The organism is Flavobacterium sp. (assembly GCF_031411595.1).
In the GTDB taxonomy this organism is placed as follows: Bacteria; Bacteroidota; Bacteroidia; order Flavobacteriales; family Flavobacteriaceae; genus Flavobacterium.
This window is the reverse complement of the sequence record NZ_JANOBI010000024.1, coordinates 34,415-51,218: the sequence shown is the minus strand read 5'-3', so window position 1 is coordinate 51,218 and position 16,804 is coordinate 34,415. Positions and strand designations below refer to the sequence as shown.

At 37.4% G+C, this 16,804-nt stretch carries 11 protein-coding genes; 10 read left to right on the top strand and 1 reads right to left on the bottom strand.

Annotation, left to right across the window (positions count from 1 at the left end):
• The first annotated feature begins 315 nt into the window (after positions 1-315).
• From RMO03_RS05055 to RMO03_RS05010, 10 genes are all read left to right on the top strand, one after another.
• Positions 316-984, top strand: a complete 669-nt coding sequence (locus RMO03_RS05055; protein WP_309641002.1) for a hypothetical protein — start codon at positions 316-318, stop codon at positions 982-984.
• Between the two features lie 560 nt (positions 985-1,544).
• Positions 1,545-3,149 carry a hypothetical protein gene (locus tag RMO03_RS05050; RefSeq protein ID WP_309641001.1) on the top strand — a complete coding sequence of 535 codons (1,605 nt, stop codon included), beginning with the start codon at positions 1,545-1,547 and terminating at the stop codon, positions 3,147-3,149.
• Between the two features lie 64 nt (positions 3,150-3,213).
• Positions 3,214-5,748, top strand: coding sequence for a hypothetical protein (locus RMO03_RS05045; RefSeq protein ID WP_309641000.1), 2,535 nt, complete (start codon positions 3,214-3,216; stop codon positions 5,746-5,748).
• A gap of 130 nt (positions 5,749-5,878) precedes the next feature.
• On the top strand, positions 5,879-10,768 hold the full coding sequence (locus RMO03_RS05040) for a type ISP restriction/modification enzyme (RefSeq protein ID WP_309640999.1): 4,890 nt from the start codon (positions 5,879-5,881) through the stop codon (positions 10,766-10,768).
• 18 nt (positions 10,769-10,786) lie between these two features.
• Entirely contained in the window at positions 10,787-11,758 is a 972-nt protein-coding gene (locus RMO03_RS05035) for a hypothetical protein (RefSeq protein ID WP_309640998.1), read from the top strand.
• A complete protein-coding gene (locus RMO03_RS05030) occupies positions 11,755-12,378 on the top strand; it encodes a hypothetical protein (RefSeq protein ID WP_309640997.1) in 624 nt (207 codons plus the stop codon). The genes RMO03_RS05035 and RMO03_RS05030 overlap by 4 nt, the downstream gene beginning before the upstream one ends.
• A gap of 13 nt (positions 12,379-12,391) precedes the next feature.
• Positions 12,392-12,745 (top strand): hypothetical protein, encoded by a 354-nt coding sequence (locus RMO03_RS05025; RefSeq protein WP_309640996.1) that lies wholly within the window; start codon positions 12,392-12,394, stop codon positions 12,743-12,745.
• Between the two features lie 491 nt (positions 12,746-13,236).
• The gene (locus tag RMO03_RS05020) at positions 13,237-13,638 is read left to right on the top strand and encodes a hypothetical protein (protein ID WP_309640995.1); all 402 of its coding nucleotides are present in this window, start codon (positions 13,237-13,239) and stop codon (positions 13,636-13,638) included.
• A gap of 194 nt (positions 13,639-13,832) precedes the next feature.
• On the top strand, positions 13,833-14,120 hold the full coding sequence (locus RMO03_RS05015; RefSeq protein WP_309640994.1) for a GIY-YIG nuclease family protein: 288 nt from the start codon (positions 13,833-13,835) through the stop codon (positions 14,118-14,120).
• A 210-nt stretch (positions 14,121-14,330) separates the two neighbouring features.
• A complete protein-coding gene (locus tag RMO03_RS05010) occupies positions 14,331-15,050 on the top strand; it encodes a hypothetical protein (protein WP_309640993.1) in 720 nt (239 codons plus the stop codon).
• A gap of 88 nt (positions 15,051-15,138) precedes the next feature.
• Here the strand turns inward: RMO03_RS05010 and RMO03_RS05005 are convergent, their stop codons facing one another.
• On the bottom strand, positions 15,139-16,773 hold the full coding sequence (locus RMO03_RS05005; protein WP_309640992.1) for a T9SS type A sorting domain-containing protein: 1,635 nt from the start codon (positions 16,771-16,773) through the stop codon (positions 15,139-15,141).
• Positions 16,774-16,804 lie beyond the last annotated feature (31 nt).

Genomic DNA, 16,804 nt, shown 5'->3' with positions numbered 1-16,804 from the left:
GCCTGCGGCTCGCAATGACGTGGTGGTTGGTGGGAGAGGTTGCCGCGCCTGCGGCTCGCAATGACGTGGTGGTTGGTGGGAACTGTAATTGTAGGAAAAACTTACTAAATAAGCGGCAATAAACGGCGTTTTCGGCAAAATCGGCAAAAAGGGTCGAAAGCGGAAGCTCCTATTTTTAGACTTTGCGCGTGCTTTATAGCTTTGGGTTATTATTAATCATTAAATATATCGATTATGCCAAAACAATTTGGATTTTTGAAGATTAAAGGGACGTATGATGACGTTTCTTTTTATCGTAAAGGTGACGCTTTTTATATGCGTCAGAAAGGTGGCGTTAGTAAGGAACGCATTATGAATGACCCCGCTTTTAAGCGTACTCGTGAAAATGGCAGCGAATTTAATATTTTGGCTAAAGGCAGTAAGGTGTTTCGGAATGCTGCGGCCATATTGATTCGCAAGGCTTATGACGGTACTTTGAACAACCGCTTGATGCATGTGCTTGCGGGTGTAAAGAATGCCGATTTGGTTTCGGTTCGCGGGGAGCGCAAAATTGGTATTGGGCTTGCTACGGCTGCCGGTAAAGTCTTTTTGAAAGGTTTGGATCTTAACGGTCGTAGTTCTTTACGCTCGCTATTGGCGGCTCCTTATGCTTTGGATACGGCCACCGGTAAAGTTAGTATTGACAATCTAATTCCGGCGGAGCAGTTGGTTGCACCGGCACATGCGACGCATGTTTCTTTTCAGAGTGCTTTTATGAACTTGGATTTTGATACCGAAATCTCGGAGGTATTTTACAGCCCAGTAGAGAACTTGCCCTTGAATGTTACTCCGGTGAACCTAGCGCTCACTCCTACTGCTGTTCCTTCCGGGGCTGGTAATTCGTTTTATCTGTTGCTTATTGAGTTTTACCAAGAAGTGAATGGGGTGCAGTATGCTTTGAACAATGGGAATTATAATAGTTTGACGTTGTTGGATGTGTTGTAGCATTGCTTAGCCCTATGGGCTGGCAATGAGGTTGCCGCGCCTACGGCTCGCAATGACGTGGTGATTTTGGGCGTTAGCGGTTGAGGTTGCCGCGCCTGCGGCTCGCAATGACGTGGTGATTTTGGGCGTTAGCGGTTGAGGTTGCCGCGCCTGCGGCTCGCAATGACGGTTGTGTTTTTAGAACGCCTTAGTGATAGGGCGTTTTTTTTGTTGTGTGTTTTGGTTTTATAATATCATGATATGGTATTATTGTTTTTTAGTAAAATACTTACAACCAATGATTTCTTAGGGTTTTCCCTAGGGCATTTCCTTTTATTTATTAGGGAAAACCCTGATTTTATTTTGTTGAATATGTTTTAGTTTTATTGAATTCAAATTGCTGATTACTTTTATACTCCATATAACTTTTGTCTTTTGCCCGTAATTATTTCAAGCCATTTTATTGTTGTTCCCTCATTTCTCCCATTTCGTAACAAACCTTATTGTTGAACAGTTTCAGGTTACTTTAATGTCATAAACATAATTTTATGTTAGGTAGTATTTACTTTAAATTTTAAGTTATGAAAACAAAATTATTATTTGCAGTATTATTAATGAACGTTTTTGGTTTTGCGCAAACAACTAAGCTTACCGATCCCAATATCGTGAATGAGTATGAAATTAAATTTGAAAAAAACACAACAGGAGATATCGATGTCTATATTACAGATAGTAAAAATAGTATGGTTTCCCAACGATTTACTGAAAAAGATAATATTCCGGTATCACTTTTAAATTCAAAAGTTATAAAAAAAATAACCGAAAGTTCTTCTAACTTTAATTATTATATACCCAATACAGACCCAAAAATTCCTTTAAAAATATCAGTTGCACAAGATAAAATAACCCTTGCAGATGTTGCAACTGCAATTCAAAGTATGGATGAAGCTACATTTATCTTATTTCTAAAATCTAGGGCATATTTTAATATTCCGTCCAATAAAACCAATTATAAAAAATATGTTGAAGCAATCACCACCGTTGGTCAAACTGTAGAAGTTTTCCCCGGAGTAAATAAATATTCTATTAAATGTACTGCAACGAATAAATTTGAATTATATAAGAATGCAGCAACACTTTCAGAAATAAAAGCCAGTTCTGAAGATGGATTTTTTAAAATTTTATATGATGATTGTAAAACTGATAATGCAACAATCCAATTACTTTTTACTGCTGAAAATTTAAATTCCATAAAAGCTATCGACATTGCCAGTAATGATAATGTAAAAAAATTAGAAGAGTTATTCAATAAAATTCAAGGAAAAGAAAAAATACTCAGTTACAGTTATTTAGGATATGTGGGCACCAATTTCGATCTCGTAGATGGGCTAAAGGCCAAAAACCTTTTTTTTGCCACCAACATTATGGTTACCCCAAAAGTTGATGAATGGGCTGGTTTTTACATCAGCTTATACGGAAACAGGGCCATTACAAGAACGGATTCAATCCTCGATATTGTGAGGGAAAAAAAAGTAATGGACAGTACTGATGGCAATCGTTATCGAATCCAGGAAAAAACCGATATCTTAAGGACAGTGCAATCAGATAACCTTGGTGCTTACTTTTCGCCGCTTATCAGAATCCCTTTTTTGAATCTCAATAAACAAGTTTCGGCTACCTTCATATACTATGCACCATCATTAGAATTTATATGGCGCCGTTCAACAGTGAATATCCGTTATGTCAATCCTCGTGAACTAGAACCAATCCTAGTAGCAACGCGTGTACCAACTAGTAATTCTGACTTACCCTATATACAAAAATATACATACGACATTTATGATTTCAATATCGGTATCATAGGATTCTGGCTTTGCCATGAGAATGACTACATCAGTGTACGCCTTAATATGAATACTGGATATGCCACCCGATACGCGCCATCATACTTCAGCACCTCAAGCTCGCTCGCAACTGCCGAAAGCCAATATGTCAATACTGAAGACTTTTTCTATACCGGTAAATTATGGATTACCGAGCGGACGACAGGCATTACACTTCAAGGAGAAATCAACAACAACCTGAAGCACCCAACTCCTTTTTATGGTGTTACCCTTTCCAAAGCATTTGATTTTGACAAGATTGGCACATTTTTTAAACCCATTTCAACACGCACAACACCATAAAGGCTTAAAAAGAATCAAACGAGAATCATAGCCATTGATGTACCGGCGCAAAATTATAAGCAATATGGAAAAAGAAAATAGAGCCAAAAAAAAATTGGCAATAAGCCTTAACAAAGAAAATATCATCCTCTGGACAATTATTGTCGCGCTGGTAGTATTCATTGCTTATGTAATGAATCCAAATTTGCTATATACTGTCATTCCGGTAATAGTAGTCTTCATAGCAATCATCGAGCATCCGTTTATAAAAATAAAATTCCAGCGCTGGTGGCCTTATGGCTGGAAAAGAAGGGGTATGATAGTGGCCATATTATTATGCTTCTATCTTTTTCTGGCATACACGATGGGCTGGTATCAGACTTTTGCGCACCAGTTGGGAAGCAAAGGTTGGTTTAGTAACGAATATATGGGAGGTAACGAAACAGGCCTCATAGGAGCGTTTCATATGTTCTTTAAGCATTTCTGGATTGAAATCCTGAGCGGCATCTTTTTATATATTCTGATTGAGAAAAAACTCGATAAATATGCCGGTATGCCAAGAAATAATGGCAAGAGAACCTATTGGCAAGTGGCGCGGGAAATGGCAGAAAGCAAGCGCGGTATTCGTATACTCGATAACGACATCAATTCCTACTTCATCGGCCCGATAGAAGAAAACAAATCGATTCGTGAGATCAAGATACTCAAAGAAGAACGACTCGACTTTTACAATTTCAGGACGCATCTCGATAATGCGGTAAAAACGCTTGATGCCAATGAAAAAATACAAATCTTGTTGCTGCATCCGAACTCTCACGCCGCACACCAGCGAAATAACGACCTGGCATTGGTAAAACCCGCAAACTTCGACGTTTTCGAAAGTATGCGTGAAGGGCTCAGGAGACTCAATGAAATCGTCACTGATTTTAATGATATCCAAAAATACAGCGAAAAATATAGGGATAAAATTGAAGTAAAATTGTTCAAGTCGACGCATTCCATCGTCTTCGCCTCGTGGGATGACAACATCAATTTCTCAGTACTCCCGCCAAGCCAGATTGATAGTGTCGAGACTTTCAGCATGGCCAAAAACACGCCTCTATCTACCTATTTCCAACAGCATTTTGACGCTTTGTGGAACGAAGCAGTCAATCTCGATGATTACCTATATGTAAAATTGGCTAGGCTTGATGCATCAAAACGAATTGTAAAAAAAATACCCTGGGGTTCCGACAGCTTCAATCACGATTTACCTGTCTTCATATCTGGTAGCGCATTCAATGATAACGACCTACTTGACGAGATCAGGAACGACCATACCTTCCAACTGATTCATGACGGTGAAATACGGTTTGTGAAGATTGAAAAGATTGATTATGAAAAAAATAAGTCACTATACCGTTTTGCCCAATCGAGAATCAGGAAGACTACAGAACTAAGCTCTGATGCCGATGATGATACGGCGTCAATGTATAAATTGAAATACGTGCATGAACATAAAATCAGCCTAAGGGACGGCAATCATGTTAACCGACAACTCGGAACCAAAGGGTATTGTTTTGTACCTGTAGGGATGTACGAAATACACATCGGGCAACATGTAAAAGACATGCTCAATATCCTATATAAATTTTATTTCAAATATGATGAAAATTACCTCGCCATCCAGCCCGATAAAGCAGACCCACTTGATGCAACTAAAGTAAAGGTAGTCACACATAAAGAAGTAGTTTCTGGAGAAAAAGTGGAGATGGTAGTTCCGAAGCGCATCATAGCAACATTTTATTGTAAGGAATATCATGAGGAATTCAAATTTATTGATGGCAATGAAGGCATTGCTGCCTTTAAAATATACGCCAAAAAAAATTCCCGCAAAGCCAAAGACCCAGACTTGGCCGGTTTGCCTTTCCTGACGAGTCACCCTGACCTGAAAACCGATATCCTTACATTACTCAATGATACTAAACGTCTTGATCTTGCTGACAAGACCGATATTGAAAAACTAATCGTGTTTCTGGCTTCAACGATTAAAGCCGATTTGGGACATATTTTGGGGCGCACCGAAAAAGAGCAATACCCGGACAAGCACCATCTCAAACCTATGCGCGATGATTTCACTTATATCAAAATAACGGTTCACCTGCTGCAGATAGAAGTCGATGCAAGCCATTCTAAATCAAATCCCGACGCCAATGAAATCATCGAAAACAAGGCCGACTATACGATCGTCCATTCGATGGGTAGGAAAAATATAACTGGCGGACTTTCGACAATCAAGAGGGTAGAATATGTAGGCAGTGATGATGGCCATGAAGTCATAGAGGAGAAATCGTATAACCTTGCAGTTCCTTTAGACACGATATTCACAAAGGGCAGTGTCAAGATAAAGTCGGATGGGTCGCTGGTTAATGACGACATCGAACCAGAAAACCCTGGCAAAAAAGTGCACCATATCAAATTAACGGCAGATACCGTAGAATATCTCGAACCCGATGGTGACGAAAAGGAAAAAAGGGGTTACAGGAATCTGATTGGCATAGAGGTCGATATCACAAGGGCTTCTGATGCTATGAAAGCATTTTCAAGCGAATATGAAAAAAAGATGGCGGCCCAATCCTAAAGACCTGAGGACTGGTCAAGTTTCAACGTATTCGCAAAATCCTATACAAATCGTATTGTTGGTGTGGGGAATTATTGGTATGTTTGAGAAAATATAAATAATTAAAATAAATATCTCCAATCCATTTTAAATGAATGACTTTACCAGAGTTCTAGAGAAATATCGAAAATTATCTTATTCCCAAAGAGACAAAGGTGACCGCTTTGAACGATTAATGCAGGGTTATTTACAAACCGACCCTATATATGCATCTAAATTCAAAAATGTTTGGCTGTGGAATGAATTCCCTGGTAAAAATGATTTAGGTGGTGGTGATACCGGTATTGATCTAGTGGCACTAACCCATGATGGCGATTATTGGGCTATACAATGTAAATGTTTTCAAGAGGGTTCTGCTATTGACAAACCCGCTGTAGATTCTTTCCTATCTACCTCTAGTCGCACCTTTAAAAATGAGGAACTAAAAACTACACATTTTGCACACCGGCTTTGGATTGCTACTACCAACAAATGGGGAGCTAATGCTAATGAAGCTATAAAGAATCAGCACCCTCCTGTTTCAAGGATAAAATTATATGATTTACTAGTTGCTCCTGTTAATTGGGAAAAACTAGAAAATGATATTCATGGTGAAAAAGCCAGAATTACTACTCGTCATTTATCATTGCATCAAAAAACAGCTTTAAATTTAACCGAAGCTCATTTTAAAACCAACGACAGAGGAAAACTTATCATGGCTTGCGGAACAGGTAAAACCTTTACCGCATTGCGTATTGCTGAAAATCAAACGAACAATAAAGGATTGATTTTATTCTTAGTCCCTTCTATAGCTTTATTGGGACAGACTTTGCGCGAATGGTCTACTTATGCTAAAGAACCAATCAATGCTATTTGTATTTGCTCTGACCCAGAAATATCCAAAACAAAAAATAAAAACGAAGATAACGACAATACCAGTACTGTAGATTTGGCTCTACCTGCTTCTACTAATACTGCTGAAATATTGAATCAGTTTAATCATCATTCCAATAAAGGGAATAATGGTATGACCGTTGTTTTTTCTACCTATCAATCTATTGCAGTTATTGCTGCTGCTCAAAAAGAATTGATTAAAAATGGCTATCCTGAATTTGATTTAATCATTTGTGATGAAGCACATAGAACCACCGGAGTTTCATTAGCAGGTCAAGATGAGTCAGCGTTTACGAAAGTACACGATAATACTTTTATCAAAGCAAAGAAAAGAGTTTATATGACCGCAACGCCGCGATTGTATGACTTAGAAACAAAGAGTAAAGCCGCACAAGCCGAAGCTATTCTTTGCTCTATGGATGATGAGAAACTCTATGGTGACGAAATATATCGCATAGGTTTTGGTGAAGCTGTAGAAAAAGATTTATTGACCGATTACAAAGTGTTAATCCTTACACTTAATGATAAAGATGTACCGCCAGCGGTGCAAAAAATGATCATGGACAAGGAAAGCGAAATCACTACTGATGACGCTTCAAAACTTATTGGTTGTATTAATGCTTTGTCTAAACAGTTTCTTGGGCAGATGGGTATTTTAGAAAAAACAGACCCAGACCCAATGCGAAAAGCGGTAGCTTTCTGTGCGAGTATTGCTACGTCCAAAAAGATTACAGCTACTTTTAACACAGCAACTGATGCTTATATAGATTCCTTACCAACTAACAAAAAAAGTAAAATGGTTTCGGTTTCGTCTAAACATATTGACGGAACAATGTCAGCACCAGACCGTGACGAATTATTGGGTTGGTTAAAAGCAGATGGCACCGATAACGAATGTAAAATATTAACCAATGTACGCTGTTTGAGTGAAGGTGTTGACGTACCTTCATTGGATGCCGTTTTGTTTTTATCAGCCCGTAACTCTCAGGTTGATGTTGTGCAATCGGTAGGACGCGTAATGCGTAAATCTCCCGGGAAAAATTACGGTTATATCATTATTCCTGTAGTCGTTCCGTCAGATGTTGAAGCTGACAAAGCCTTAGATGATAACGAACGTTACAAAGTAGTTTGGACGGTACTCAATGCGCTTCGTGCACACGATGACCGTTTTAACGCCATTGTCAATAAAATAGAACTCAACAAAAACAGACCCGAACAAATATTAATCGGCAGACCCGAATATACCTTTGATGAAAATGGTAATCCAGATATGGTGCATGATTCCGGCGATATCAACAAAACTACAAAAGACATCAACCAACAAATGGCTTTGCAGTTTGAACAACTACAAAATGTAGTTTTTGCTCGTATGGTTGATAAAGTAGGTGACCGGCGCTATTGGGAACAATGGGCAAAAAGTGTAGCTGAAATTGCCGAGCGACAAGTAGCCCGTATTAACCGATTGATTGTTGAAGACCAAACGCATCAACAAGTTTTTGAAAACTTCCTGCAAGGATTGCAAAAGAACATCAACCCAAGTATTACGCAACAACAAGCGGTAGAAATGCTATCGCAACATATTATTACCAAACCTGTTTTCGAAGCCTTGTTTGAAGGCTATTCGTTTGTTAAGAACAACCCAATCTCAGTTTCAATGCAATCGATGTTGGATTTGTTGGAAGACCAATCGTTTGACAAAGATGCGGAAACATTACAGAAGTTTTATGACTCCGTAAAAATGCGTGCCTCTGGTATTGATAATGCCGAAGGGAAACAACGCATCATCATTGAGTTGTACGACAAGTTCTTTAAAACGGCTTTCCCTAAAATGGTAGAGCAGTTGGGTATTGTTTACACGCCTATAGAAGTCGTTGATTTTATCATTCACTCAGTAAACGATGTCTTGAAAAAAGAATTTAGCAGAAGCCTTACGGACGAAAACATTCATATTCTTGACCCTTTTACAGGAACCGGAACGTTTATTACCCGATTACTGCAAAGCGGCTTGATTGAAGAAAAAGATTTAGAACGCAAATACAAACACGAGATACACGCAAACGAAATCGTGTTATTAGCTTATTATATTGCCGCAGTTAATATTGAAAACGCCTACCACGATGCCACGCTTGACCCCGATGATGGTATAGGTAAAGAAAAATACACTCCATTTGACGGTATAGTGCTTACAGATACTTTCCAACTAGGCGAAACCGATGCCAGCGAAAAGATGTTTTCTGAAATGTTCCCACAAAATTCAGAACGTGTTGACAAACAGAAGAAAGCGCCGTTGCGTGTTATTATTGGAAATCCTCCGTATTCTATTGGGCAAAAGTCTGCCAATGACAATGCACAAAATCAAAGTTATCCTAAACTTGATGCTAAAATTGCTAGTACATATGCGAAGGAATCAACAGCTGGTTTAAATAAATCTTTATATGACGCCTACATCAAAGCATTCAGATGGAGTTCAGACCGATTAGACTCCAAGCATGGGGGAATTATTAGTTTTGTATCTAATGGAGCTTGGCTCGATAGTAATAGTACCGATGGTTTTCGCAAAAGTTTAGAAAACGAATTCTCAGCTATTTATATTTTCAATTTAAGAGGTAATCAACGAACGAGCGGTGAACTTTCTAGAAAAGAAGGCGGTAAAATATTTGGTTCTGGTTCACGAACACCTATATCAATAACGTTATTGATTAAAAATCCAGAAAATAAAAACCCAAAAGCGACTATTCATTATCATGATATTGGTGATTATTTGTCACAAAGCGAGAAACTTGAACTAATTAAAAACTTTAAAACAATTTCTAATTTACCATTTGTCGAATTGTTACCTAACAAAGAAAGTGATTGGTTAAGTATGAGAAACTCAAATTTTGAAAATTACATACCACTAATTTCTGATACATTTAAAAAATACGACCCAAAAACTAATTGTTTTTTTGTTACTGTTTCAGGGTCTGTTGTTTCAAGTAGAGATGCTTGGTGTTTTAATTTTTCAAAAAACATATTGAGTGATAACATAAAAAAAACTATTGAACATTATAATGAACAACGAGAATTACTAAATACTGGAAAGGTAGCTGAGCCTATTTCAGATTCAAAAAAAGGAAGTTGGTCAAGAGATTGGCAGAATCAAGTTAAAAAGAATATTCCATTCATTGAAGAGAAAGAATATAGAATTTCACAATATCGTCCTTTTGTGAAGAGTAATACTTATTTTGCAGATAACCTAAATCAAGAACGATATCAATTACCTAAATTTTTCCCAAATGAAAATTCTGAAAATTTTGTAATATGTGTTACTGGTAAAAGCTTATTTTCATTTTCAGCGCTCATAACAAATAAAGTTTCAGAATTTGGCTTATTGAATGGTAGAAATGGAACAACTCAATGCTTCCCTTTATACTATTACGAAGAAAACAACTCTGCTCAAAAAGGATTGTTTGATGTAGGTAGCGAAGGTGACTATATCCGTCGTGATGGGGTGAGTGATTTTATATTAGAGCGAGCTAAAAAACAATATGGTAAAAACGTAACTAAAGAAGATGTTTTCTACTATGTATATGGTTTTTTACACAGCCCCGAATATCGAGAAACCTTTGCCAACGATCTAAAGAAAATGCTGCCACGACTGCCGTTGGTAGAAGATGTTCGTGATTTTTGGGCGTTTAGCAAAGGTGGTAGAAAACTGGCGGAATTGCATTTGAGCTATGAAACGGTTCCTGCTTATGATAGTGTAACCATTAAAAGCCCTGATAAAATTTACATGATGACACCTAATGAAATGTATCGTGTAACCAAAATGCGTTTTCCTAAAAAAGACCAAAAAGATACCATTATCTATAATGGTAATTTTACTATAGATAACATTCCTGCCAAAGCTTATGAATACGTAGTAAACGGAAAGTCAGCTATTGAGTGGATTATGGAGCGTTATCAGGTAACGGTGCATAAAGAAAGTGGTATTAAAAATGACCCGAATGATTGGAGTAAGGAAGTGGATAACGCAAGTTATATTTTTGACTTGTTGTTGAGTGTTATTAATGTAAGTGTGCAGACGGTGGAAATTGTTGAGGGATTGCCGAAAGTAAAGTTTGAGTAGATATACTAAATTCAAAATATGAATAATCCAGAAAGTGTAAAATTAGAAGTATTTACTATTGTATTAAAACCTGTTGAGGATTATCCTAACAATAGTTTTGAAGATTTGATTTCAAAAATTAATGGTATTGATGTTAGTCAAGAACTATTTGAACAGTTTACTCAATTATTCATTAATCATATTGATTTAGGATATACAGAAATTAGAAATAAAGCTTTTACATTAAGTACAAATGCTTATGATTATGGGTTTGATATAACAAATCACTCTATTTGGGGCGTTTTAAAAGGTGGTCCAAAAGGCAATGGAAAAACTAAATCTCCATTAGAAAACAGAGAAGATGAAGAAGATTTAAGTGGTGATGTAATAAATGATAAATATTTCTTTTGCCTACATTTTCCACCTGATAGCTATTCTGGTTTCTTATTCTTTCATATTTATGGCGGTGAGAGCATTCGTAAAGAATTTATACAACACATCACTGATTTGTTTAAAGTAACACGTTGTTATAATAAAGCGGTCTGTCATCCTGTTTTACCTAATAGTGTAAGAGATGAATTTAAAAATAATAGTCGCGTTGTAGGTTTAACTTATAATACCAATGTTCTATCATCTGCTATGACACAAGATAGTGAATTTGCTAATTTGTGTGCCAATTATAATATTGAAATTACAATTAAACCTGCTGGTCAAAACATTGTATCAAGTGAGAGAGTTGGTATTATGAATAGAGTATTATCTGGTTTAAAATTCAATAATTTACCGCTGTCAAATTCAAGAAAAAAGAAAGTAGCATTGGAAAATTTAAGTTCCAATAAAACCTCAACTTTTGAATTGGATGTTCAAGATGTTATGCCAAGAATTTATTTAGATGGTAAAGTGCCTTTGGATATTTATGGAACACCAAATTTTGTAAATTTAAAAATCTTTTGTGATGAGTTGTTAAGAGAACTAATTGCTGGTCAATATACAAGAATAGCAAGGCGATGATAAAAAAAGTATGGAATATTTATTTGAATGCTGTCAAAAGCATCTATCTTAAAGAAAATAATAAAGTAAATTATCTAGAGTTGGTTATTGTATATATCGTAATCGCTACAATAAGTGTTTCACTTGTATTCTATAAGCAAGCTAAATTTATTGAAGACTCAAAAATACTAGCAATGCTATTATCTTTATTTTCCGGATTGATGTATAGTGTATTATTAAAAATTCCAGATAAACTAACAAAGTTAGAAACAATAAAATTAAAAGATGGTGAAACAATTAAAGAACTAAAAGAAAGAGAAGAAGCAAATATTCTTAATAATAGAACATTCAATTATTTAAAAAATTTTTCATTTACTTTATCCTATTCGATTCTAGTGGCAATAGTTTGTATATTTTTTGTTATTGCTAGTTCATTTTTTACTTCATTATTAAGTTTTCATCTATCGACAGTGTATTATAATCTTGAGAGTATAGATTATTTTTTAACAATTAAAGTTAGCATCATCGTTATATACCGTTTCTTGTTTGTTTTCTTTATGTTTCAATTTCTCTATTTTATTACTAAATCCGTTATTTATTTAACAGATTTTACTTTGTATGAATTTAATAATTTGAAATAATATAATTATATTATTGAAAGCACAAATTTATGATCCCTATTATAAAAATAAAAAACCACTAAAAAAAATAATCATGCCAAGACCAGAAGATGTTAATCCGCAAGCATTTACAGTAATAGACGTTTTATATAACCACGATGATTTTGCTATTAGTTATGGTGTTTGGAACGAAACAGGAGATTCTTGTTTAGCCATGAGGTGGAATAATGCTGACGATGGTAATGGATACCCAAAAGTATTTGCTCACCCACAATGGTTTATTATTTCTAATGATATTGCAAGAAATATTTTAACTGGTATTTTAAACAATCCTATAGTAACAAATCTTGAATATAGTAGAATATTAACCGCTCTAACAATTTTATAATTTATAAAGCCGATCGCGCGTATCTGAAGTTCATACCACTAACACAAGTAAAAATAAAAAAGCAAGATACATTTATAAATTAAACCAGAATGAAATGATTTGCGGCTCAGTATTAACTGTCAAAGATTGCTTCGTCGTTCCTCCTCGCAATGACGGTCGTATAAATTAAAAACTAGTACTTTACAGATGCCAAGCAACCCAAACCAATCATCAATCAAACCAACGTCATTGCGAGGACGCAGGACGAAGCAACCTCAACTTAACCCAATCGCTAATTAAAACCCCTAAAAATATAAACCAAAAAAAAAACATGACCACACCGCAAAAAACTTTTCATATTAGCATTACTCACAATCTTAATCCCCAACCCCACCAAAGCCCAACCCAAAACTGGCGAATTTATCAATGCCGCTGTCGGTTTAGGCATTAGCGCTGCTTCATATCAAGAACAAGATATCGGTGGCAAAGGCTTTTATGCACAAGCAGAATATGTGCATGCCACATCCGATTGGTTTGGCATTAGGCCCTATGTTGGATTTGTAATAACATCACCGGACAAAAACGAAAAACCAGAAACCCAACCCGATTATACCGCCACCACCAAAGCATTGTTACTTGGAGGGAAAGTCCGTATTTGCGCCCCTATTCCGTATGTCGCTCCGTATTTAGAAGCGGGTCTTGGACTCTCGATAGGCGCGTTTGAAACCTATACCCCCGACGAGCACATTAAGAAAAGTGGCGTCATTCCGCATATTCCTTTCTCATTAGGGTTAGCATTGGGGCGTAAACACCTTGTAGAATTTGCTTTTACTTATTACTTTCAGCCTAGCATAAACCAATTCTCAGGAGCCGCTGCCTTGGGCTTCTCTTTCCCCTTAAAAAATAATGACTAATTAAAAAAGCGCTCAATCGTCAAAGCAACCAAGAGTTTCTATTAATACTCGTCCTTGCGAGTCCGCTGGGCGAAGCAACCTCTTCAACTAACCGTAAGTCACTTTGATAGAAGTTTAGTTTATTTGGTGCAGATTGCTTCGTCGTTCCTCCTCGCAATGATGGGGGTGCTAAGTAACCATAATAATTATACGCCATGAAATCACCACACATCTACATCCTCACAAACAAAAACAACACAACGCTCTACATTGGTGTAACGTCGAACTTAAAAGAACGTATCACACAACACAAAGAAAAAAAGTACCAAAAATCCTTTTCAGCACAATACAACCTTGACAAGCTTGTTTACTTTGAAAGTATACCCACTATGATAGAAGCAATAGCCCGAGAAAAACAACTTAAAGCGGGTTCACGAGCTAAGAAAGAAGCATTAATCAATGCTTTAAACCCTAAGTGGAATGATTTGTTTGAGCTTTTGTAGTTAGTTGTACAGATTGCTTCGTCGTTCCTCCTCGCAATAACGGGGGTACTAATTAAAAACTGATACTTTACAGATGCCACAAATAAACACCTTCATTGCGAGCAAAGCGAAGCAACCCCAACTTTAACAAAAAGAATGAACCCGACGTCGTATTAAACATTTCCTTTGCACTACTATTCCAAATATAAAATAGTGTAATCCAAATCTTTAATGAAAAAAATAAAAATGATGTTCGCTGTTGTGTTGTGTACTGTCAGCATGATGGGTATTGCCCAAACCAAAAAGGTAGCTGTGGTTACGTTTTATGCTGATAAACAAGTGGGTTTGAAAGATGTCGGTCTTGAAGCCGTATCGCTGGTGACTGATTTGCGTAACGACCCTAGTTTCAATTTGGCGCCGCTCGTACAACAGTTCCATGACAAGTTCTTCAAAGAGTATGCGACAAAACTGCCTTTCACGCTACTGCCTGAAACCACAGTGACTAGCAATGCCGCTTACCAAAGTTTTAAGCCTGAATTCGAACCGGGTTTTGAGGCTACTCGTTATGTGACTGCTCCAGGCTACCAATCGATTACTCCGAATTATGGAAAGGCGAATGTGCAGGCTATGACTAAATTGTTTGGCGATGCCGATGGCGTGCTGTTTGTATATATTACGTTTGAACTCAACAAAGGTTTCGGGATAGGCGGTACTGCTTCGACCAAAATGCAAGCCTATACGAACATTGTTTTGTATAACAAAAAAGGCGAGAAAGTGTTTACAATCAACGAACATGCGAATTCGAAGAAAACCGGTATCATGGTGGGCGGCGTTCCGGTGATGAAACCGGACAAAATATTACCGATGTGCCAAAGTGCACTTGAAGAACTTATGGCTGATCTTGACAAAAGAATCGAAAAGATTGTAGCCAAGACCGTTAAAAAACTGTAATCGTTTTTTAAGGAATAATAAAAAAAAGGCTGCACATGGTGTAGCCTTTTTTGTTATTGATACATTCAAATGCAATAGGTTTTAATGCCTACTGCTTGGTGAATTTTCGATAGACTGTTTCTTCTCCCATAACCTTAACCAAATAAACACCCTTGGCTAAATCTGAAACATCGTATTGTTGCTGCTTACCGAACGACTTCACTAATTGTCCTTGTAAAGAATAAACCGATACATTCTGAATTCTACCATCCGATTGCAACTCGAAATAATCACGTGATGGATTTGGAAATAAGACAACACTTTTTTCTATAGCAGTAAGTGTTTCCGTTCCCAATGTTGGATCGTGAAAAGCATACAATTCTTTGCCCATACCGGTACCTTCATCGGCTCCGAAATATAAATCGTTGCCGTATACCACAAGGTTGCTTAAGTTGCTGTTGCCTGTCGGATTGATGGTGATTTTTGTTGTGCCTGCCGTTGTTCCGTCGGTGACCCACAATTGCGACTGGAAATCAGTGACGTTATAAGCCGTAAAATAGAGCTTGCCGTTGTAGGCAGTCATGTAATCGATAATAGTGCTACCCGTGCCAACAGTAATGTCTTTTACCATAGACGTTAAACCGCCTGTTTTCCAGAGTTCCGTTCCGTGAAGGCCATCATTCGCTGTAAAATAGACCGTTGACCCTACCTGCATCAAGTCAGATGGATTGCTGCTAAAGTTGGGTTGGCCTCCGCCTCCGCCTTGCATATTGATATCTTGAACCATTTGGGTGCTTGCTTGGGTGCCTGTTGTTCGCCACAATTCCCGACCGTTGATCCCGTTATCAGCTGTAAAATAGACCCAATTGCCCAAAGCTGTAATCTGTTGCGGGTTGCTGCTCGCCAGAACCGTGCTTGCAATATCTTTGATGAGTGTCACATTGCCTGCTCCGTCGGTTTTATACAATTCGTTACCCGTATTCGAGTTCGGATTGGCTGCATAAACCAAATCTGTTCCGAAAACTTCTAAACCTGATGGATTGGCAATGGTATTGTTGGTACCGAGATCAACATAAGGTATAGTTCCAGCAGTAGTACCGTCGGTTTTCCATAGCTTTTTACCACTTCCATCATTGGCAGTAAAAAAACACAGCGAATTAATCACGTTTAGTTCCGAGGGCTGAGAAGACATAGTCGATGTTGGGTTGATATTCTTGACCAAACTAATGGCGGAACCATTCGATTTATACAATTCAATACCCACAGTATTCCCCGTGGCAACTGTATTAGGAGCAAAAAGTATTTGATTATTTAATACAACCTTAGAACTCAATTGCGAATTGGCTAATCCTGTGAATGCTGATAAATCTCCGTAGGCATTGCAAACGGTATTGGTAAATCCGGCTTTGGTGATGCGGCTAAACGAACCCGTACTGACGCTATTGTAACTAGCCAAAAAATGTGCTTCACCGTTCATGACCGCATTGCTAAAGGCTGTTGCGGTAGTCATAGCCGTCAAACCCGAAGTGGCATCGATAATATTTGAACTGTTATCGGTAGTACCATCTGTAAAAAACGGATAGTTGATTCCTGCTTCCGTAGCGGTATAAACCAATTGGTTATTGATAACCAATCTTGGTTGTGCATCAGACGAATTGTTGCCGTCGTGGTTTTTTACCAACCGCAATTGTGCCTGCGAAGAAAGTGCAACAACTGATGCAACAAAAAGTAATATTTTTTTCATAATAGCTATTTTTAAAGTAATGGGCAAAGGT

Bases quoted from the DNA above. Each gene is read 5' to 3' on its own strand.
- RMO03_RS05055 (WP_309641002.1), top strand. From the start codon at position 316: ATGCGTCAGAAAGGTGGCGTTAGTAAGGAACGCATTATGAATGACCCC.
- RMO03_RS05050 (WP_309641001.1), top strand. From the start codon at position 1,545: ATGAAAACAAAATTATTATTTGCAGTATTATTAATGAACGTTTTTGGT.
- RMO03_RS05045 (WP_309641000.1), top strand. From the start codon at position 3,214: ATGGAAAAAGAAAATAGAGCCAAAAAAAAATTGGCAATAAGCCTTAAC.
- RMO03_RS05040 (WP_309640999.1), top strand. From the start codon at position 5,879: ATGAATGACTTTACCAGAGTTCTAGAGAAATATCGAAAATTATCTTAT.
- RMO03_RS05035 (WP_309640998.1), top strand. From the start codon at position 10,787: ATGAATAATCCAGAAAGTGTAAAATTAGAAGTATTTACTATTGTATTA.
- RMO03_RS05030 (WP_309640997.1), top strand. From the start codon at position 11,755: ATGATAAAAAAAGTATGGAATATTTATTTGAATGCTGTCAAAAGCATC.
- RMO03_RS05015 (WP_309640994.1), top strand. From the start codon at position 13,833: ATGAAATCACCACACATCTACATCCTCACAAACAAAAACAACACAACG.
- RMO03_RS05010 (WP_309640993.1), top strand. From the start codon at position 14,331: ATGAAAAAAATAAAAATGATGTTCGCTGTTGTGTTGTGTACTGTCAGC.
- RMO03_RS05005 (WP_309640992.1), bottom strand. From the start codon at position 16,773: ATGAAAAAAATATTACTTTTTGTTGCATCAGTTGTTGCACTTTCTTCG.